Consider the following 20,245-nt stretch of genomic DNA (forward strand, 5'->3'; position numbering starts at 1 on the left):
AGAGAGAAGAGCGAAGAGCGAAAAGTGAGGACGGCAGGGCAGAATCCTGTCTCTTCCCTCTTCTATCTTCCATCTCCGGTCTCTGCCTTCCACACCACCGCCCAGTCATTCTCGGTTGTGCCGAGGTCGAGCCTGCCGTTGCCGGCAAGCTCGACGCGCTTCTCCTCGCCTGTATCCAGGTCCGTGGCTGTTGCGGTCACCTTGACTTCGGGGAGGGCGAACGTCAGGACCAGGGGAGCAGGCTTGCGGTCACGCAGGAACATGTCGCACCTGTTGGGCACAGCCCACTCACGGATGCCGGCGAAGTTGCGGATGTAGGCGAGGCCCTGCCCGGTCTGGTCTTGCATCGTCGCGACCTGCCAGCCGGGGCCCGACGTGCATGGTCCCGCGCCCGGCACCGGCTTGAACTCCTTGAGCGTTGCGGTTGCGGGGTAGCCTGTCGGTTCCATGGTGAAGTCGAAGCTCTCGCCTCGGCTGCGGTAGTGCTGCGCCAGCCTCCCCATCATCCAGTAGTCTGCCTGGCCCTGGGGTGTGCGGTAGTACTTATCGTCGGTCCAGGGATGGTCCACGACGATTCCCGCACTGGCCGGCTGGCGCTGCCAGTGGCTCAGGTCCAGCGTGGCCATGGCCTTGCCGGCTAGACGGAACTGTTCCACCTCGAACCCACGGGCGTTCCAGAAGAAGCAACCGGGGTTGCCATTCACGAGGCTGTACCAGATGAGGTCACGCATGATGTAACGACGATCGGCATCGCGCTCCTTGGGGTAGTACCCGAACTCGTCCCCCGCGGTCTCACCGAACATGCACAGGCCAGCCATCCGCCCGTAGGTCGTTAGCACATCAGCCGCCGCCCCGAAGTCGGTCTCGGCAGAGGTGGAGCCACGGTGCGGGTACAGGTGGTAGGTATAGAAGTCCACCCCGGCGTTCTTGGTCCACCACAGCGGGTCCGCAGTGTTGAGGCCACCGCCGCCATGGCTGGCGCATATGGGAGTAACCGAGTCGGCCACACGGATTACCCTCGCCATGTGCTGGGCCCACGACTGCGGGCAGTCCACCATCTCGTTCTCGAACTCCCACGCGAAGAGCTGCGGGTTGTCTTTGAGCAGGCCGACGAGCTGGCGGGTGTACTGGTCCTGGCAGGCCATCACGTCCGGGTCGGTGTACTTCTCGCCGATGACGCCGATGAGCTTGCGGTCGCGGATGAAACGGCGCTGATAGGGTGGGAGAGCATCCAGGTCCTCGCCCTCGTACTGCGGCAGGCAGAACGTCTCCAGGGCGCGCTGGTTGTAGTACGCTGGTTTGGTGTAGTCCTCGTGGATCGTTAGCATGAAGCGGATATCATGCTGGCGGGCGAGGTCCATGTAGCGGAGGACCTTGGCGAACAACGGCATGTTGACCCGACCGATGATGTCCATCGGTTCCATGCCCTGCTTCGTGTGCGCGCGCAGCATAAAGCGCAACCCCGTGACGCCCTGGGAAGCCAGGAAGTCCAGCCAGTGGCTGAGTTCCTCCTCGGTCGCGTCCACGAAGGAGACCAGCTTGCGTCCCTCTTCGCCGCCCTCGGGCAGCCCCACCCAGTTGGCGTAGAAGCCGCCGAGAGGCAGCCAGACAGGGCCGCCCTTCCCCTCGAGGAAGTAGCCGTGAGCGCCGACCACGATGGGATCGGTGCGCGCCTTGCCGGGTAGCAGGCAGATGGCCGCCGACTCGCCCGTGAGGCCCTGGTCGTCGGTGACGCGGACGCGGTACACCCAGCGCAGGCGCTCGTCGCCCCGCCAGGAGGCGAAGGCCTTGCCGGTGGTGTCGAGGGAGGTGGTGAGGTCCGCCAGTCTGGCGGACTGGTCGGTACTCCAGGTGAGCTTCCGCTTACCGGGCACGGGGTTGTCGAACTCGTCCACGAGCTGGGCCGAGACCCTGAGCGGGAGCTTGTCAGGCTTCAGCGCGACGACCTGCGTGGGCGCGACGCGGTAGTGGTGCGGCGGGCCAGCCTTCGTGCTGACGACGAGCTCGGCCGGCGGCACGCCGCCGTGCGACATGCCGAAGGCGTCGCCCTCGTAGAACTCACGCCAGGCGTACAGCGTGTCGGCGATGTCGGTGGCGTGCCGGTTGGCCGTGTAGCGCACGGTCAGCTTCCCGGCGGCGTCGGTGAGGCCGCGGCGAGACTGGGGCGTGATCGCCAGCGAAGGATGAGAGGCGGCAGCGTCAATCATGCCGCCGCGCACATCTGTTAGCCCGACCTCAATCGGCTGGCCACTCACGGGCCTGCCGGCGCGATCCTTGACGGTGACTGTCACGTCCTGGCTGGAGCCAGCCACGACCCTTAGGTAGGGCCAGGCCGGCAGCCTCATCGTGATCTGCTCGGGCGCACCGGACGGGTGGCCGATCGTCTCGACGGCGTTCTGTTCCGTCACCGTCACCGCCAGCAGACGCACCCAGTCAATCTCGATGTGGGCGTCCTGCACGCCCTGGGTGGGGTCAATGCGGAAGGCCGACAGCACGCCGCGCCAGCGAGCATCATGGCGCAGGTCAATCCGCACGCGCTGCCAGCCTGAGCCGCTGACGACGAAGTTGTATGACAGCAGACTACTGCTGTTGCCTACCCGGCCGTATAGCTCCCACTTGGCCGAGGGCACGCTCTGCCGGACCTTCATCTCCAGGACGGGGAACTGGTCGAGGTCAATGGCGACCTTCTGGTGGGTGGCGTCCACCTGACCCCACATGTCGCCCCAGATGAACCAGGGGTCTTGCGCGACGTCGAAGCTGAGGATGCCTTTCTCCACCTTGCGGTTGCGCAGGAATTCGGGCTTGTTGCCCCACTGGTCAATGCCGCAGACACTGCCGTCCTCGAAGTCCCAGGGTTTGCCGTACGTGAGGGTGGCATAGTCAGGAACAGGCGGCGGCGCCGGTGTGTCGGTGGCTGGCGCGACGAGGCGCTGTGACGCCAGCGGCTGGGGGAAGGCATAGGTCGCAGTGCGGAAGTATAGCCAGAACCGCCGGGCGCTGCCGGCCGGGATGACACCGGGCGCCCGCCACTGCACGAGATCGTCCTCGACGCGCGCCGGCAAGACGGGGTGGGCGGGGTCGGCGGGGTCGGCGGAGACGTTGTCACCGACGACGCGCACGGAGGTCATGTCTACGGCGCCGGCCTGCCCCAGACCCGACAGGTCCGGTTTGAGGTGGCACTCCACGAAGACATCGCGGCGCTCAGCCTCGGTCGGCATCAGGAAGGCTTCCACCCGGTATGGCCACGCGGCGTTCCACCAGTCGGGAACGCTGCGGGCGGCGGGTGTCTGGGAAGCCACGTCGTACGGAAGCGCGCGCGACTGCTGCACGCCTGCGGCAATCTCCTCGGCTGTCAGCGCCCGGCTGTAGATGAACACGTCATCCAGGTCGGCCTCACCATAGTCGGGCGAGCCGTCCTGATCGCGGCCGAGGGCCATCACCTCGTCCGTCGGCCCGACATCAATCCGCTTTCCGGTCAGTGCACCAGCCGGAATGCCGTCCAGGTACAGGTGCAGCTCCGCGTTCGCCTGCCCCGAACTGATGTTACTCCACGTCACTGCTACATGGTGCCACTCGTCGGCCTGCCACGCACGGATGGAGCCGCCGATGCCGACAGACCCGCCAGGCGTCTGCAGGTAGACCGAGAAGTAGCACTGCCCGCCGGCGCAGTGCACATTGAAGCGGTTGTGGGCCCATGACTCGGGTTGGTCGCGTCGGCCGTAGAGGCAGAAGACGTAGTGGCCTGTGGGGTCGGTGCCGCTCCAGTGCGGGCGCAGCCAGCAGGCCAGCGTCCCGGCGCGCGGATCGAAGTTCCCGGGGACGGCGAGGAGGCAGTCACTGGTCAGGCTCACCGCCCCGCCCCTGAGGCCAGGGGCGAATGTCAGCAGCCCCCCCTGCTGAAGGCCGCTACCGCGGGCGAAGGCGGGATCGGCCGTGCCGTCGAAGGGGGCATGGAGCAGCAGGTCGGGCGGTTGGGCCCACGCGGTGGCGCATAGCAGCACGGCAAGCAGAGCGATACGCATGGCAGGACCCCGTCTGAGGAGGGCGCCACCGGGAGAGGGACAGCGTGCGTCCATGCCCGGCACGTCGCCGACCCCGCAGCTAGTCTGCACATCGGTGCGCTGGGCCAGGGTTCTGGTCGCCTGACGGTTGTATGCCTCTGGTCAGGAACCGGGTCCGGGCGCTACAATACGACCTGCGCTCCGGTTCGTCCCCTGGACCGCAACTCTATTCGCCGCGGCAGGGCCTTACGCCTTGTCCCGCGAGGGCTGACCTGCGGCGCCGGCTAGGGCGAGACCGTGCTGCAACTCTCGCCGGAACGGAATACTGCCTTCAGGACCACCATGATTGCGCGCCTACGTCAGGCCAGCCCCCAACTGCTGCTCTACTTCCTCGGTGTTGCCTTCGCCGGCGTCGCCTCGACCTGCTTCAACGCCTCGTACAACAACTTCCTCGATGATGTCTTCCACATCGGGGCTGATGCGCGCGGCGTGCTGGAGTTCCCGAGAGAACTCCCCGGTTTCCTGGTGGCGCTGATGACCGGCGCCCTGGCCTTCCTGCCCGAGACCCGGGTGGCCGCGGTCTCGATGCTGGTCACCTTCGCCGGGATGATCGGCCTGGGCGGGGTGGACCTCAACCCGACCGCGCGTCATGCCTGGGAGTGGATGATCTTCTATACGCTCCTGTGGGCGGCGGGTAGCCACCTGGTCATGCCGGTGCAGTCGTCCATCGGCATGAGCCTGGCGCCTCCGTCACGGCATGGGCGGCGGCTGGGGCAGGTGTCCGCCGTCGGGGCGGCAGCGAGCATCCTGGGCTCGGTGTTTGTCTGGGCTGTCAGCGCCAACCGCACGGGCCCGCCGTACTGGCTGATCTTCGGTGCCGGCGGCGTTGTGGCCCTCGCCTCTGGCTTCACGTTCCTGAGCATGCGCGGCATCGGCCGACAGACCGCCCGGCCCCGCCTCGTCCACAACCGGCGCTACGGGCTGTACTACGTGCTGAGCCTGCTGTTTGGAGCCCGCAAGCAGCTCTTCATCACATTCGGCCCGTGGGTGCTCATCAAGGTGTTCGGGCAGAAGGTGCCGACCTTCGCCAAGCTGGGCATCGTCAATGCTGTGCTGACAATGTTCACCAATCCGGCCATTGGCACGCTGATAGACAAGTGGGGCGAGCGCCGGACGCTGGTGCTTGAAGGCCTACTGCTTGTACTGGTGTGCGCGGGTTACGGTGTGGCTCACCTGGTGGGGCCATGGGGCCTGTACCTGGCCTTCGCCTGCTTCGTCCTGGATCAGGTGATGTTCGGGTTCGGCAACGCCCGGACGACGTACCTGGCCAAGATCGCCGAGAGGCCCGAGGACGTGACCGCGAGCCTTAGCCTGGGCATCAGTCTAGATCACGCGGTCTCGATGTCGCTGCCGACGCTCGGCGGGCTGGTGTGGGTCAGATACGGGCACATGTGGGTGTTTGTGGGCGGAGCGGTGCTGTCGCTGGTCTACGCCCTGTGCGCAACGTTCGTCCGCGTGCCGAGCAAGGCGGCCGCTGCGAGCAGCGCGGGTGAGACGCGGGCGGATGAACCGGCGGCGCCAGCATCTTGACACTGTGCCCGCCCGTTTCTATACTGCCTACAAACCAGTGTCCAAAGACCACGAAAGGGAATAGTAGGCGGAGAGCGCGATAGGCGCATGAGTCATGCGTAGAGAGACCGTCCCGCGGGCCTTGAGCCCCAGGCTGGAAGACGGTTATCGCAGCACCGCTGAAGCTCGCCCTGGAGTCGCGATCTGAACGGGCCGCAGGCCCTAGTAGGTGAGACGGTGGCTCCCGCCGTTATCGGGGAGAGGGCATCGCCGACATAGCGGCCGTGCCTGCCAGAGTGGGCGGCCCTCCGGGCCGCCAAGAAGAGTGGTACCGCGCAGCGCGCACTCGCGCCTTGCGTCTCTTCACTGAGGCGCAGGGCGTTTTTGTTTGGGTGTATTGGGAGGTGATGGTCATGGTTCGTGTCCTCGCGGGCCGTGGTCTTGCAGGTGACGTGACCGCCTAGCGGCGCGATTGGTCGCGCCCCCGGGCGCCAGGCATGGCGCCATTACACACAAGGAGCCAACCATGTCACGCAAGATCACCATATTCGACACGACGCTGCGCGATGGCGAGCAGTCGCCGGGCGCCAGCATGAACCTGAACGAGAAGGTGGCAATTGCCCACCAACTCGCCCTGCTGAACGTAGACGTCATCGAGGCGGGCTTCCCGTACTCCTCGCCGATGGACTTCAAGGCCGTTGAGACCATTGCCAACGAGGTCCAGGGCCCGACCATCTGCGGACTGTGCCGCACCAAGGAAGAGGACATTGAGGCGGCCTACAACGCCATCAAGGCCGCGCCGAAGCACCGCGTCCACATGTTCGTGGGCACCTCGCCGCTGCACCTGGAGAAGAAGCTGAAGAAGACCGCGGCGGAAGTGCTGGACATGGCCGTCCGCAGCGTCCGGTTCGCCAGGGAGCGCTGTGATGACGTGGAGTTCTCGGCCGAGGACGCGATGCGCACCGACCTGGTGTACCTGAAGGACGTCGTGACCGCGGTCATCGAGGCAGGCGCCACGACCGTCAACATCCCGGACACCGTCGGCTACAGCGTCCCGTGGGTGACGGAGGACACGATCCGCTACCTGTTCGAGAACGTGCCCAACATCAGTGACGCGGTCATCAGCGTCCACGAGCACAACGATCTGGGGCTGGCGGTGGCGAACTCACTGGCTGCCGTGCGGGTTGGCGCGGGGCAGGTCGAGTGCACCATCAATGGCATTGGCGAGCGCGCAGGCAACTGTTCGCTCGAAGAAGTCGTGATGGCGATCAAGACACGTTCCGACGTGATTGACGCCCACACCGACATCCGCACCCAGCACATCGTGAAGACCTCGCGGCTGGTGTCCAACTACAGCAGCTTCGTGGTGCAGCCGAACAAGGCAATCGTCGGCGCGAACGCCTTCCGCCACGAAGCCGGCATCCACCAGCACGGCGTGCTGATGGACCGGCAGACCTACGAGATCATGGAGCCCAAGGACGTGGGCTGGAGCGACAGCGTCCTGACCCTGGGCCCCCGGTCGGGCAAGCACGGCGTCCGACACCGCCTGGAGGACCTGGGCTACCAGATCTCCGACGAGGACATGGAGACGATCTACAAGCGCTTCATCGAGATCGCCGACCGCAAGAAGCAGGTCTACGATGAGGACCTGGAGATGATCATGCGCGAGGTCAACGCGCAGGTGCCACAGGTGTGGGTATTGACCAGCCTGCAGACCACGTCGGGCGGCCACACCACGCCTACGGCAGTGGTCACCCTCAGCAAGGGCGAGCATGTGGCGCAGGATGTGGCGCTGGGCAATGGCCCCGTGGAGGCCGCCTACAAGGCCATAGACCGCATCACCGGCGTCTCGCTGACCCTCCAGGACTACGTGGTGCGGAGCATCACGCGCGGCGGCGACGCCGTCGGCGAGGCGACCGTGCACGTGCGCACCGAGGAGGGCGAGGAAGCCGTGGGGCGCGCGGCAGACACGGACGTGGTACAGGCCAGCGCCGCCGCGTACCTCAACGCCATCAACCGCCTACTCGTCCGCGAGCAGTCCGAGGCCCGTCGCCAGGTGCGCGACGGCGTGTAGCATGGCGCAGTGCGCAACTCCCGTCCGGCGCAGTTGGGCGGCGCGGGATCGACGAGGAGCCCTGACCGAGGCTTCCGGGCACGTGGGAGGAGGTGAGACGCCTCCCGTTGGGCCCGGGCCTCGGTCCGTCTTTGTCGGGTGCAGCCGTTCCCGCCCCTCGCATTGACCGCGTGCCGGCAAACCGGTACAATCGCCTTCGCTTAGCGCAGGTCCTGAGCACCCGATGTCACCGAAGGAGCCCCCCTATGTCAGACGCCGCCTCCAAGCCCAAGATCATCATCTTCCTGGGCGATGGCCTGGGCGACCGGCAGGTGCCTGCCCTGGGCGGCCGCACGCCCCTGGAAGCGCTCGACACTCCGCACCTGGATCACCTCGCCGCTGAGGGGCTGTGCGGGATGCTCGACCCCGTCTCGCCGGGCCGCCGGGTTGGCTCAGACACCGCTCACATGGCGATCCTGGGTTACGACCCGTTCAAGTACTACAAGGGACGTGGGCCCTTTGAGGCCAAGGGCGTCGGCCTGGACGTGCTTCCCGGCGACGTGGCGTTCCGCTGCAACTTCGCGACCGTGGACGGGCGCAAGCTGGTGGACCGGCGTGCCGGTCGCATCAAGGACGGCACCGACCAGCTCGCGGCGGCCGTCAACGAGAAGGCCGGCCTCATTGACGGCGTGCAGTGCATCTTCAAGGAGTCGGTCGAGCACCGCGCGGCCCTGGTACTGCGCGGCGCCGGCCTGGACCATCGCGTGAGCGAAGTGGACCCCCACCACGAGGGCGTTGAGTACCCCGACTGCGCGCCGCTGCCCGAAGCAGCCAACGATCCGGCCGCGCAGAAGACGGCGCGGATCGTCAACGAGTGGGTGCGGCTGGCGCATGAGGCACTGGCAGCCCACCCAATCAACGCCGCGCGCGCGGCCGAGGGTCTGCCGCCGGCCAACGCCGCCTTGCCCCGGGGCGTAGGCACCGCCGTGGAGCTGCAGCCCTTTGCCGAACGGTACGGTCTCAGTGGCGCGATGATCGTGGAAGTGGATCTGGTCCGCGGTCTCGGGCAGTACCTGGCAATGGACGTAGTGGACGTGCCCGGCGCGACCGGTGGCAAGGACACCGACGAGATGGCCATCGCTGCCGCCGTCGTCGCGGCGCTGGACGATCACGACTTCGTGCTGGCGAACATCAAGGCTCCGGACCTGGGCGGCCACGACGGTGATGTCGGGCAGAAGATGGCGGGCATCGCGAAGGTCGAGAACGCCATCGGCTATCTGCTGGAGCGCCTGGACTTCACGCAGACTGTCATCATGGTGACCGGCGACCACTGCACGCCCGTCACGTTCGGCGACCATACCGGAGACGCCATCCCAGCCGTGTTCTATGGCTGCGGCGTGCGCCCCGACGAGGTGCGGTCGTTCGGCGAGCGCCCGTGCATGCGCGGCGGACTGGGGCACTTCACGGGCGAAGACATCATGACGCTGCTTACGAACTTCACCGGCACGCAGGAGAAGTTCGGGGCCTGAGTGAGGATGCAGGCAGGACTGAGGCACACACCCGACGAGGCTGGGCCCGTGAGGCGGAAGGAGTGGGAGGCGGCGATGGCGAGGCGACCTGACGCCCGTCAGAGCGCTCTGCTGTGCGCTCTGTTGCTGCTTGCGCATCCTCTCCTGTGTTCGGCTGCGCCGATCGAGTCGTTGCGCCTGCGGATCACCAACGCGGTCGGTGGGGCGGTCGAGGTCAGTGCGGACCGGGGCGTGACCTGGGAGCGGCTGGGCAGTGTGACCGTGCCGGCCGACCGCGTCAATCCGGCCAGCTACACTGCCGCCGGCTGGGCGCGGGACAGCCACGTGGCCGCGACGGCGGTCAACGCGATCCACATCAAGGTCGCCGCCAACCCGCAGACCGGGCGGCCCATGACGCTCTCGATCACGCCGGGCGGCGAGATGATCGGGGCGGCGACCCGGCAGCGCTCGTCGGCCATTGTGACTGACCTCCCCGGCGGCAGCGGCATCTTCGGCGGCGGCCTGGGGCCGTACGTGAACTCGCCGGTGTATGTCGCTGTCAGAAGGGGACGTGTACCCCCCCCAGATACGTCAGGCGCGGTACAGGCCCCGGCCCCGCAGACCCTTCCCCCGGACTACCAGCCTCACGACGGCGATGTTCTCCTGATCGTCCGCAATGAGCCCGCGCGCCTGCCGCTGTATGCCGTGTTCGAGAACCGGGCGGGGGGGACGATCACGCTCGACTACGGCGCCGGACCGGTAGCGGCGGGGATGGTGGACCGGCCGGTCACCGGCATCGGGCGCTTCGAGGGCGGGCTGTACTCCTGGCCCGGCCGTATCCGCGCTAACCACCCCGGCGTCATTGACGTCTCGACCGCCCCCCATGGCATGATCGGCGGGTTCCAGATCATCCCTCGGCAGCACGCCCGTAGCCCGGAGATGGCCTACGTCGCGAGCGGGCATCAGTGGATGGTCATCGGGCCGGCGGACAGTGGCCAGGGAGCACCAACGCCTGCCCTTGAAGACTTCGCCGGGCAACCGCCGTTCTTCTCCGAGACGATCCTGCCCAGCTACCGGCCGGACGACATCCTGGGTCGCTACGCCGACTGGGTACAGCGCGTGTGGGCGCGGGCAATGGTGCAAGTGCGCTACGGCGACGGGCCGTGGGAGCTGATGCCGCGCATCGCCTTCTCGGACCGCGTTGTGGAGAGCAACGCCGAACGGGCCGACCGCGGGCGGCACGGGCTGTGGCTGATACCGGGGCGACCGCGCGGCGGGCGGGCGATGGAGCAACAGACGCGGGAGTTGGCCGACCACGCCCTCGATGGCGTCACGCACCTGCGGATCGTGTTCCCGCTGACAACCTTCCCCCCGCCGCAGGAGGACAAGCACTGATGGGCGACTGCCGCACACTGGAGTTGCTGCAACGCGCCGGACCTCCGGCCCTGCTCGTGAGCCTGCCGGCAAACGACCCCGAACTGGCCCGGGCCGCCCGCGACGGCGGGGCCGAGGGCCTCAAGGTGCACATCAACATCACGCATGCGGCGGCGGGTGTGAAGTTCGGCTCTCTGGACGAAGAGGCGACGGCGCTGGCGGAGATCGTGGCACTGGGGCTGCCGGTGGGGATCGTGCCCGGAGACTTCGACACGATGGCCTCGTCCGACGATGTGCGCCGCCTGGAGGAACTGGGGTTGGACTTCCTGGACGTCTACCTCGGAGCGATGCCGGTATGGATGCTGCGCCAGGAGAACCTGCCGGTCATGGCGGCCCTGGGGGCGGAAGATGTGCGGCGGCCGGGGCGGATCGAGGCTCTGGCGACGCTGCCGGGGGTGCAGATGGTGGAGGCCTCGATCATCGAGCACTCCGGCTACGGCAAGCCCTTGTCAGTCAGCGACCTGTGCGATTATACTGATGTGGCCCGCGCCTGTGGGGGACGGCCGGTGGTCGTGCCAACGCAACGGCGCATCATGCCCGAGGACATTCCGGCGCTCACGGCGACGGGCATCCGCGGGCTGCTGATCGGCGCGATCGTCACCGGCGCAGGAGCGCAGACCCTGGAGGCGGCAACGCGCCGGTACCGGGGGGCCCTGGCTGAAGGTTCAGACTGCGGCGCGGTCCGCACGAGGTGAGAGCGTTGACACTCCGACACCGTCCGCACAAGGTGATCGTTGTCCCCCTGGATGACCGCCCGTATTCGGTCAAGCAGGTGCGTATGCTCGCCGAGATGGTGGACTACGAGCTGAGCATGCCCCCGCTGGAACTGCTCGGGCGCTTCACGACACCCGGTCAGCCTGAGGAGATCGCCGAGTGGCTACTGGCCGAAGCACAAGGCGGGGCGGACGCCGCGATCCTGTCACTGGACATGCTTGCCTACGGCGGCCTGGTCGCCTCGCGCACCCCGCTGGTGCGGACGCAGTTGGCCCTCGAGCGGCTCGATGTCGTCTCGACGTTGCGGCAGCGCGCTCCGGACATGCAGGTGCTCGCGAGCAACGTCATCATGCGCCTGTCCATCACCGCCGCAACAGACACCTCGGCCTTGTACTGGCAACTGCTGCGGCGCTACTCTGAGCTGGTCGGGCTGGTGGATGAGTTCGGGCGGGAGAGCCACCAGCGCGAACTGGAGCAGGTGCGCCGCCGGATCCCCCAGGAGTTGCTGGGACAGTACCTCGCCTGCCGCGAGCGCAACCACCTGGTGAACCTCAGAGCGATAGATCTCGTGGCCGAGGGGGCGCTGGGCTTCCTGGCTCTGACGCAGGAGGATGCCGCGCCACACGGGCTACACCGTAGCGAACATGCCGCACTGCAGCAGCGAATGGCGGAGCGGCACGTGCAGGACAAGACCCTCATCTATCCCGGCGCCGACGAGACCGGCGCCACCCTTTTTGCCCGCTTCGTGCACTCACACATGCAGAAGGTCCCGCGTGTGTATGTGTTGCCCTCCAATGGCACACATATGAAGAACATCGCGACCTTCGAGGATCGTCCCTTTGCCGAGACCTTGGCTGCGAACATCAAGGTCATCGGCGGCGAGCCGGCGAGCACGCCGGAGAAGGCCGACCTCGTACTGGCCGTCAACGCGCCGCTGCGGCGGCCCCGCGACTACTACGCCGCGGAGACCCAGCGGCCCGCGCGGCAGGGCAAGTGCCGGCAGTTCGCCCAGCGAATTGCTGGCCTCAACCATCCCGGCCTGGCCATCTGCGACGTCGCCTTCGCCAACGGCGCCGAGGACGATTTCGTCACCGCGCTGCTGGCTGCGGGGGTAGAGCCGCTGAAGCTACTGAGCTTCGGCGGCTGGAACACTGCCGGCAACTCCGTGGGCTCGGCCCTGGCGCAGGGCACGCTGCGCCTGATCGCCTTGCAGGACAAGGGCGCTTTCGATCTCGCCAACGTCGTGGTCAGCCTCTCGCCGATGCGCTACTTGCGGTTGCTCAACTCACTGATCGCCAGCGAGCGCGCACACGTCGAGTTGCTGTTCACACACCTGGTGGACGACTGGCTGTACATGTCGCAGGTGCGGCCGCGCGTGACCAAGACCGTCATGAACCTGCTCGCCGCGTCAGTATTCGACCTGGCCAACAGCTACCCACAGGCCGAGGCGATTGTGCGCGAGGAACTGACGCACGGTGCGGCCGATCTGTGGATCGAGCACTTCCTGGGCCGGCAATCGGTCTCCATCGGCTCGGGTGACACGCGCAGCGGCCTCGTGCTCGCCGACCTGGAGGAGACCCGCGTCCGCCTACCGTGGCGACGGCTGTTCGAGGTGGACATAGATCTCGAGTTCGGGGTGCAGATGGTTGCCGAGCAGTAGACGCGACGCCCGCGCGTGTTCCTAACGGGTGACGGGTATCGGGGCGAGGATGAGGCGGCCTGCGGGCGGCTCCGTCGCTGCCGAGCCCGGCCCTCACGTCGGGCCGCCGGAGACACCCCTGCCACACACGCGGACTTGCCTCCGACCGCTTCTGCGGGTAGACTACCATCGCGTGTGGCGCAGACTTGGGCGAGGTCTCGACCGCAAGGAGGTGCGAAGATGTTCGCGCGTGCCTGTATACTGGCCGTCATCCTCAGTCTGTCTGTAGGGCTGGCCGCAGCTCAGACTGTCGAGGCCTCCGCCGTCGCCCAGTCGCTGCTACGGGACATCGCCAGTGCCCGCAGCGTGCTGCAGTCGAACCAGTCACCGTGGCAGGACACAGCCGCGCGCCCACAGCCTCAGCCCCTGGCGGTGCTGGCCCAGGAGCTGCCGGGCAACTCCATCTGGTTAGCCTTCAAGCCGGTGGACGAGCGTGTGCGGGCTGCCTACTGGCTGCAGCGGCAGAGCTATCTGGAGAAGGACGCGGCGGTGCGTCAGCGCCGCGAAGCACGCGAGCTGCTCCCTGCCCTATCCGCCGCGATCCGCGCCGAGCGCGATCGCTACAACCCCACCGTCATCAATCTGGCCGTGCGCCAGGTCGCGCAGGTGGACAACGCCCTCGTCCACCTGGAGTACCACGCCGCCCTGTGCGTGCTATGGAGCATGGCTGACCTGCTCGGGCTGTGGGATCGGCAGGCGGCGCTGGAAGTCGCGCAGGATCACCTCAGCGATCTGCGGCACGATGGCGCCGGGAAGAGCGAACTCCGTGCCAGCATCGCGCGGGGGATGGACCGCACGCTCGAGATCATCGCGCAGATGATCGAGACGGCCATCGCGTGGCGGCCCGTCGGCGAGAGCCAGAAAGCGCCGAGCATCGGGCCGAGCGATATCGGCCCGGCCGGCAGCCCCCGCTCCGACGCAGAGCGCCACTTCGCCGACCATGCCGTGCTGGGGCACGCTTTCGACCCCTGGCGCCATGACAGTGTCGTGACCAGCGGAGCGACGCCCCTGGTCTACGACGAGGTCAACGCCCGACTCGCGCTGTCCCGGCCGCCCAAGGAGACGAAGTGTCTGGCTGCGTGCCCCCGGTACCGTGACTGGCAGGACAAGCTGGAGGACCACCGTCACGGGTGGTCTCCCTACATGAACTCAGCCGCCCGACAGAAACCGTGCTGTGACTGGCGCGCCCTGCAGCCGTGGGCCGCATGGCCCGCTGCCAAGGGTGCAGACAACGCCGGCGGCCTGTAACCGCGCAGCGCCGCATTGCACGAAGCAGCAGGAGTATCCGCATGACGAACCCGGCCCATTTCTCCGGGCGTGAAGTCTTTGACCTGGCGGTGCAGACCGAGACCAACGGTCGCGTCTTCTATGCGGCGGCGGCCCAGGCCGCCCGCGACGCCGCGGTGCGGCACATCATGGAGCGTCTTGCCAACGCCGAGGCCGAACACGAGGCAACCTTCCGCCGCCTGCGCGACGAGGCGTACCCGCCGGGACCAGTCGCCGCGGCGCCGCCGCTGCCCGAGACGTACGCCGATGAGTTCGGCGAGTACATGGCGGCGCTGCTGCGCGCGCGTGTGCTGCCCGACGAAGCTACCGGCCTGCGCGTCGTCGCCGAGATGACCGACGACACCACTGCGCTCGATTTCGCCCTCGCCTTCGAGAAGGACACCATTCTGTTTATGCAGCAGATGCGCGAGGTGATCCCCGAGAACGAGCGGGAGCGCCTCACAGTGCTGATCCAGCAGGAGTACACCCACGTGCGCCTGCTGCAGGAACTCAAGGACGCTCGCGCGTAGGCTCGGCCATGCGCATCATCGCCGGCAGTGCCGGATCTCGCGCCCTGACCGCCCCGAAGGGCGTCACCATCCGCCCCACCGCGGACCGGGTACGGGAGGCGCTGTTCGCCAGCCTGGCCGACCGGACTATTGACTGCCGCTTTGGCGACCTGTATGCTGGCAGCGGCAGCGTCGGCCTGGAAGCGCTCAGTCGTGGGGCGGCGTGGTGTGTCTTCGTCGAACGCGACCCGCGCTGCCTGCACGCCGTACGTGCGAACCTGGCGGCGACCGGCTTGTCCGACCGCGCCGAGGTCATACGGGGTGACGTCCTGACGCAGATCGAGCCGGCCTGGGAGCGCGGTCCGTTGGACGTCGTCTTCATGGATCCGCCCTACCGCGAGAGCGCCGAACCGCTGCTGCGCTTGGTCTTGCGTCTAGCCCGGGACGCCCGGCACGACTGCCTGGCGGTCGTGGAGTGCGAACGGGGCATGGAACCAGCGCTCGCCCCGACCAAAGAGAAGTGTTACGGCCGCACCAAGCTGCTGTACTATGAGGCGGCGGATTGCCCGCCCTGAAGCCGTCGCCAATCCCTGGTACCCAGTCCCTGATGCCCACCACTGACGTCGTCGCCTACTGTCCCGGCAGCTTTGATCCCATCACTTACGGCCACCTGGACATCATCGAACGGGCCGCGAAGCTGTTCGGCACCGTCATCGTGGCCGTAGCGACCGATGCCCAGAAGGATCACCTGTTCAGTACGGACGAGCGAGTGGCGCTGTGCCGCGAGGTGTGTGCGCACCTGCCCAACGTCATCGTGCAGCCCTTCGCAGGACTGCTGGTCGAAGCCGCGCACGCCTCCGGAGCCACGGTCATCATCAAAGGCCTACGGCAGCCCATTGACCTGTCGCATGAGGGCCCGATGGCGGCCATGAACCACAGCCTACGGCCCGAGATCGAGACGATGTTCCTGCTCGCGAGCCCGGCCTATACGTACGTCAGCTCGAGCCTCATCAAGTGGGTGTGTGGCATGGGCGGGGATATCTCGGCGCATGTGCCCGCGGTGGTGGGCCAGCGCCTGCGCGAGAAGCTTGGGGCCTAGACTCGCCGCCGTTGCGTTCTGTCCACGACCCATCCAGCGGAGGGTACACTATGGATATTGACCAGCTCATCGGCGAGTTGGAGGCCATGGGCGAAGAGGGCGAGCACCGCTGGTATCGCTTCATGCTCTTCGGCAAGACCGTGCTGGATGCCGAGGAGTTCTACGACCTGCTCACCCAGCTCAAACGGTCGCTACCGCAGGAAGTAACCACTGCCGCACAGATCACCGCCGAGCGGGACCAGATCATCGAGGAAGCCCACCGCGAGCGCCAGAAGATCATCGACTCGGCGCGCGAGCAGGCGCAACTGCTGGTCTCCAACGACAGCCTGGTGCTCGAAGCGCAGAACCGCGCTAAGGAGATCATCAAGCAGGCCCAGGTCGAGGGGGACGCCGTCCGGGCCGAAGCCGAACAGTGGGCTCGCGGCATCGTCGAGCGACTGGAGAGCTATATCAGCCGCATTGCCGCTACCGTAGACAAGACCAAGAAGGCGATGGTCAGCGCCCCGCCGGCGCCCGCCCGTCCACCGGGGCCGCGGCCGCAGTAGGCCGTGCGGCGCGTCGGAGCACACAAGCCAGACAACCAGTCACACAGGCGCGAGCGGTCATAGACCGCATGAGCCGCACGTCCCCGCGCGGGCGGGCAGGTCTGTCTGTGTCTGGTCGGGGGATTGCCGCACTGTCGCGCAGTGACCGGCGGTGACAGCGCCGTCTGTTCCATATGCAACCATCTCACACTCTCTGGGTACTCGCATGATCCTCGTCATCAACTGTGGCAGTTCCTCCCTCAAGTACCAGCTCTTCCGCCAGGACGAGACCAGCCTGGCGAGCGGGCTGTGCGAACGCGTCGCGATCGACGGCGGCGTGGACGCCCGGCTCACGCATAGCTGCAACGGTCATGTGGTGGAGAAGGCCGCGCCGATGCCCGACCACGGCACGGCGCTGGGCTTCGTCATTGAGGCCCTCTGCGACCCGGTGTGTGGGTTCATCAAGGATCTGTCCGAGATCAGAGCTTGCGGCCATCGCGTCCTGCACGGCGGCTCCAAAGTCACCGAGTCGGTGATCGTCGATGACGCAGTGCTGGGCGTCATCAGGGAGATGATCGTTCTCGGGCCGCTACACAATCCCGCGAACCTCAGCGGCATCCTCGCCTGCATGAAGCTGCTGCCGGGCACCCCTCAGGTGGCGGTCTTCGATACGGCGTTCCACCAGACCATGCCCCGCAAGGCCTACCTGTACGGTCTGCCCTACGAGATGTACGAGGAGCACCAGATCCGGCGCTACGGCTTCCACGGCACCTCCCACCGGTATGTCAGCATGGTGGCGTCACAGATGCTGGAGGAGCGCGGGGTGCCGTTGGCGGACCAGCGCGTCATCACCTGCCACCTGGGCAATGGCTGCAGCATGGCCGCCGTCCGCGCCGGCAAGGTGCAGGACACCAGCATGGGCCTGACACCACTGGAGGGGCTGCTCATGGGTACCCGCTGTGGCGACATGGATCCTGCCATCGTGGTCTACCTCGCCGACAAGCTGGGCCTCACCCCCCCTGAGATGGACGAGTACATGAACAAGAAAAGCGGCCTGCTGGGCGTGTCCGGTCTGGGGAGCGACATGCGCGACATCCAGGCCAGCCGCTTCACCAACGAGCGGGCCGGCGCCGCCTACGAAATATTCTGCTACCGCGTGCGCAAGTACATCGGCGCCTATGCCGCCGCTCTCGGCGGCCTCGACGCCCTTGTCTACACGGCCGGGATTGGCGAGAACGACCCCGAACTGCGCGCCGAGTGTGTCGAGGGGCTCGATTTCCTGGGGCTGACCATAGAGGCGGAGATGAACGCCGCCCCCAAGCGCAAGGATGTGCCCGGCTGGGAGATCGGCCGCAGCGACGCCTCGTCCCGCATCTTCGTGATCCCCACCGACGAAGAGCTGATGATCGCCCGGGACACCATGGCGCTGATCGCGTAGGCCGCGTGGGGCCGGACGTCCGCGCCTACGCTTCCTTCACCAGCACGTGCAGCGACGGCTCCAGCCCGCCCAGGCTGAGCCGCTGGTGGACCACCAGCCGCATGTCTGGACAGCTCTCGCGGAACTTGCGTACCAGCGATCGCTCGCTGGTCAGGATCACGACACGTCCGCCAGGGCGCAGGCACCTGCGCAGGTGCCCCAGCATCCACGGGTAGAGCCTCTCATTGGCGGTGTGGCTCGCGACCAGCCGTCCCCACGGTGGGTTGAGCAGGAACTTGTCCACCGTCTCATCGGCCAGCGGCAGCCGCGACGCATCCCACTGCACCAGTTCCGCCGGCACCCCCAGCGCCGTGAAGTTCTCCCGCGCCATCGCCAGCTTCTCCGCGAAGCGATCTCCGCCGATCAGTCGCACCCGCGGGTCGTGCAGGTACCGCTCGGTCAGCACCGTGCCCCCACCGACCGTCGGGTCCACCACGAGTTCCCCGGCCTCGGGCAGCGACAGCCGTGCCATGGCGGCGGCTACCGTGGGGTTGAGAGTGACACGGGGATGCACCACTCGCGAGCGCTTGTGCAGGGCGCGCTGCGAGAGCCGCACCCCTACCAGCGCCTGGTCCTGCCGCACATCCACCCGCACCTCGATGTCGAAGCCCTTGAGGTCCACGCCCCAGCCCGTGCTCGCGACAACTCCCGCGCCTGCGGCACCCGCTACGTCCGGTGAGTGGAACTCGTGCCGCCCCACTCGCTCGGCCGTGACACGGAAGGTCGGGGAGGGGGGCAGGGGTCTCAGGCGGCCAAGCAGCGCCGCGGCCGGCCCGAAGTCCGTACGTGCCAGCAGCCCTTCTACATCGTCCAGCCACTGCACCCGCGGCGAGACTTCGGGGATCGCCAGCACCGTCACGAAGACGTTCTCGACCGTGCGCAGCTCCAGCAGGCGCACGGGCTCGCCCGGGAAGACCAGGTGCAGGCGGCCGTACTCCGCACCGGTGACGCGCGCCTCGGGCAGTCGCTCCGCGACCTCGTCACGGACGACACTCTCCAGCCCACCCACATGGCTCAGATAGTACTCGGTCATAGGAAGGGGAATGGCGACGGCTCAGTGCCAGCGGCAGGGGAAGCACCGTAGTGCGGGCTTCCAGGCTGCTTGGCAAGGGGAGGTTTCAGCGGGGGAAAGGGGAGGACCTCCGGGCGAGAGGCGACAACGGCGGCCTACCCCCTGCCCCCTCCCTGAAGGGAGGGGGCGCCGCGCGGCGGCGGGGGTAGGCTGCCGTTCCGCCGATGTCTACCCGTTCCCCCCCTCCGTCGCCTCCCCCCCGTTCGGCGCGCTCGAGTCAATCGAGTCCATCAGTGAGTGCAGGAGCAGGTCCTGACTGGCTCCGAACTGCAGTAGGCTCATCTCCACGGTCGCCGCGGTAATAGCCGGCGGACCCTCCTCCCTGGCGCGCACGCCGGCCATCGCCAGGCCCCGACGGCACGCCAGCCGGAGCACCGTTACCAGCGCCCCGGGCGCTACCTGATACACCGTCGGGCTGGGCCTTTCCGTCCGCACCCCCGTGGCGTGGTCGAAGATGTAGTCGACGGTCGCCTCGGGAATGGTCACACCCAACTCGACCTCCAGCGCCTCGGCCGCCTGCGCGAGCATGGCGTACACCTGGTGTGGCGATAGCTCTGGCAGGACGATGTGCACAACGTCGCTGACCGTGGCCAGCAGGGCTGCCTCCATGGGCGTGGTGCAGAAGGCCACGCCGCGTAGGCCCGCCGGCAGGACACGCGCCAACTCCTGGACATGCCCGCGCGGGATCACCGGCACATGGCCACTGCACGTGAGGTCCTGCACGACTTGCGCCAGGCGTTCCTCGGTCCCCAGGGCACCGCTCTGTGTCTGCGAAGCGCTCAGTTTCAGCCAGTCGAGTTCCATGACCCGCCCGTGGCGCAGCTCCGGCAACACCGTCTCCCCCGCCAGCATCCGGCGAGCCAACTCGATCGCGACCGCGTGGCAGCCCGTACCGGGGAAGCCCTGGACGGCGACCAGGTGGTCCGCCGCCACGGCATCCGCCAGAGCTTGCACGACTTCCTCTCGCTCCACACAGGGCGTCGTAGGGAAGCAGGCGACGTGCAGGCCCCAGTCGCGGCAACAGCGCGCTGCGCCCGGACGGATGCCCTTCAGCCGGGGCGGGGGTGCCGTCATGTCTGGCCCACCCAGCGCCAACACGCTCTCGACGAGGGCCTCGTCGGGAGTGGCGTAGTGGCCGATGGCTTTGCCGAGCAGATCGAGGGAGACGACATCCTCACCCTCGCGCGCAATGTCGAAGCCCCGGTGGTGTATGTCCCGGCAGGGCACACCGCGCAAGCGCAGTCGCGCGGACTCCTCGTCCATCTCAACCGAGACGCTGCCCATGGCGTCGAGCCACTCGATGTTGTGTGCGTTGAACAT

15 protein-coding genes are annotated in these 20,245 nt (G+C 67.5%); 12 read left to right on the forward strand and 3 right to left on the reverse strand.

The window, feature by feature from the left end:
• Positions 1-62: 62 nt before the first annotated feature.
• Positions 63-4,022, reverse strand: a complete 3,960-nt coding sequence (locus LLH23_01270; protein ID MCE5237107.1) for a hypothetical protein — start codon at positions 4,020-4,022, stop codon at positions 63-65.
• Positions 4,023-4,343: 321 nt separating this feature from the next.
• On the opposite strand from LLH23_01270, the gene LLH23_01275 reads away from it, so the two are divergent.
• The 12 genes from LLH23_01275 to LLH23_01330 all read left to right on the forward strand — a co-directional run bounded on the left by LLH23_01275 (position 4,344) and on the right by LLH23_01330 (position 17,814).
• The gene (locus LLH23_01275) at positions 4,344-5,591 is read left to right on the forward strand and encodes an MFS transporter (protein MCE5237108.1); all 1,248 of its coding nucleotides are present in this window, start codon (positions 4,344-4,346) and stop codon (positions 5,589-5,591) included.
• A 505-nt stretch (positions 5,592-6,096) separates the two neighbouring features.
• Positions 6,097-7,644, forward strand: a complete 1,548-nt coding sequence (locus LLH23_01280; protein MCE5237109.1) for a 2-isopropylmalate synthase — start codon at positions 6,097-6,099, stop codon at positions 7,642-7,644.
• A 245-nt stretch (positions 7,645-7,889) separates the two neighbouring features.
• Positions 7,890-9,152 carry a 2,3-bisphosphoglycerate-independent phosphoglycerate mutase gene (locus LLH23_01285; GenBank protein MCE5237110.1) on the forward strand — a complete coding sequence of 421 codons (1,263 nt, stop codon included), beginning with the start codon at positions 7,890-7,892 and terminating at the stop codon, positions 9,150-9,152.
• A gap of 75 nt (positions 9,153-9,227) precedes the next feature.
• Entirely contained in the window at positions 9,228-10,526 is a 1,299-nt protein-coding gene (locus LLH23_01290; protein MCE5237111.1) for a hypothetical protein, read from the forward strand.
• Entirely contained in the window at positions 10,526-11,260 is a 735-nt protein-coding gene (locus tag LLH23_01295; protein MCE5237112.1) for a hypothetical protein, read from the forward strand. Before LLH23_01290 ends, LLH23_01295 begins: the two co-directional genes overlap by 1 nt.
• Before the next feature lie 5 nt (positions 11,261-11,265).
• Entirely contained in the window at positions 11,266-12,939 is a 1,674-nt protein-coding gene (locus LLH23_01300) for a DUF4127 family protein (GenBank protein MCE5237113.1), read from the forward strand.
• Positions 12,940-13,158: 219 nt separating this feature from the next.
• On the forward strand, positions 13,159-14,226 hold the full coding sequence (locus tag LLH23_01305; protein MCE5237114.1) for a hypothetical protein: 1,068 nt from the start codon (positions 13,159-13,161) through the stop codon (positions 14,224-14,226).
• Positions 14,227-14,267: 41 nt separating this feature from the next.
• Positions 14,268-14,774 (forward strand): hypothetical protein, encoded by a 507-nt coding sequence (locus tag LLH23_01310; GenBank protein MCE5237115.1) that lies wholly within the window; start codon positions 14,268-14,270, stop codon positions 14,772-14,774.
• Between the two features lie 8 nt (positions 14,775-14,782).
• A complete protein-coding gene (gene rsmD / locus LLH23_01315; protein ID MCE5237116.1) occupies positions 14,783-15,328 on the forward strand; it encodes a 16S rRNA (guanine(966)-N(2))-methyltransferase RsmD in 546 nt (181 codons plus the stop codon).
• 32 nt (positions 15,329-15,360) lie between these two features.
• On the forward strand, positions 15,361-15,852 hold the full coding sequence (coaD, locus tag LLH23_01320; GenBank protein ID MCE5237117.1) for a pantetheine-phosphate adenylyltransferase: 492 nt from the start codon (positions 15,361-15,363) through the stop codon (positions 15,850-15,852).
• Positions 15,853-15,902: 50 nt separating this feature from the next.
• Positions 15,903-16,397, forward strand: a complete 495-nt coding sequence (locus tag LLH23_01325; protein MCE5237118.1) for a hypothetical protein — start codon at positions 15,903-15,905, stop codon at positions 16,395-16,397.
• A 205-nt stretch (positions 16,398-16,602) separates the two neighbouring features.
• A complete protein-coding gene (locus LLH23_01330) occupies positions 16,603-17,814 on the forward strand; it encodes an acetate kinase (protein MCE5237119.1) in 1,212 nt (403 codons plus the stop codon).
• Between the two features lie 25 nt (positions 17,815-17,839).
• Here the strand turns inward: LLH23_01330 and LLH23_01335 are convergent, their stop codons facing one another.
• Together LLH23_01335 and LLH23_01340 are read right to left on the reverse strand one after the other, a co-directional pair.
• Entirely contained in the window at positions 17,840-18,886 is a 1,047-nt protein-coding gene (locus tag LLH23_01335; protein ID MCE5237120.1) for a THUMP domain-containing protein, read from the reverse strand.
• Positions 18,887-19,093: 207 nt separating this feature from the next.
• Positions 19,094-20,245, reverse strand: coding sequence for a hypothetical protein (locus tag LLH23_01340; protein MCE5237121.1), 1,152 nt, complete (start codon positions 20,243-20,245; stop codon positions 19,094-19,096).

The sequence above is a fragment of the bacterium genome (assembly GCA_021372615.1).
Lineage (GTDB): Bacteria > Armatimonadota > Zipacnadia > Zipacnadales > UBA11051 > JAJFUB01.

What these genes read in the sequence shown, in the direction of transcription:
- coaD (MCE5237117.1), top strand. Translation starts at nt 15,361, where the DNA reads ATGCCCACCACTGACGTCGTCGCCTACTGTCCCGGCAGCTTTGATCCC.
- LLH23_01270 (MCE5237107.1), bottom strand. Translation starts at nt 4,022, where the DNA reads ATGCGTATCGCTCTGCTTGCCGTGCTGCTATGCGCCACCGCGTGGGCC.
- LLH23_01325 (MCE5237118.1), top strand. Translation starts at nt 15,903, where the DNA reads ATGGATATTGACCAGCTCATCGGCGAGTTGGAGGCCATGGGCGAAGAG.
- LLH23_01340 (MCE5237121.1), bottom strand. Translation starts at nt 20,245, where the DNA reads ATGTTCAACGCACACAACATCGAGTGGCTCGACGCCATGGGCAGCGTC.
- LLH23_01330 (MCE5237119.1), top strand. Translation starts at nt 16,603, where the DNA reads ATGATCCTCGTCATCAACTGTGGCAGTTCCTCCCTCAAGTACCAGCTC.
- LLH23_01335 (MCE5237120.1), bottom strand. Translation starts at nt 18,886, where the DNA reads ATGACCGAGTACTATCTGAGCCATGTGGGTGGGCTGGAGAGTGTCGTC.
- LLH23_01295 (MCE5237112.1), top strand. Translation starts at nt 10,526, where the DNA reads ATGGGCGACTGCCGCACACTGGAGTTGCTGCAACGCGCCGGACCTCCG.
- LLH23_01290 (MCE5237111.1), top strand. Translation starts at nt 9,228, where the DNA reads ATGGCGAGGCGACCTGACGCCCGTCAGAGCGCTCTGCTGTGCGCTCTG.
- LLH23_01305 (MCE5237114.1), top strand. Translation starts at nt 13,159, where the DNA reads ATGTTCGCGCGTGCCTGTATACTGGCCGTCATCCTCAGTCTGTCTGTA.
- LLH23_01280 (MCE5237109.1), top strand. Translation starts at nt 6,097, where the DNA reads ATGTCACGCAAGATCACCATATTCGACACGACGCTGCGCGATGGCGAG.
- LLH23_01275 (MCE5237108.1), top strand. Translation starts at nt 4,344, where the DNA reads ATGATTGCGCGCCTACGTCAGGCCAGCCCCCAACTGCTGCTCTACTTC.
- rsmD (MCE5237116.1), top strand. Translation starts at nt 14,783, where the DNA reads ATGCGCATCATCGCCGGCAGTGCCGGATCTCGCGCCCTGACCGCCCCG.
- LLH23_01285 (MCE5237110.1), top strand. Translation starts at nt 7,890, where the DNA reads ATGTCAGACGCCGCCTCCAAGCCCAAGATCATCATCTTCCTGGGCGAT.
- LLH23_01310 (MCE5237115.1), top strand. Translation starts at nt 14,268, where the DNA reads ATGACGAACCCGGCCCATTTCTCCGGGCGTGAAGTCTTTGACCTGGCG.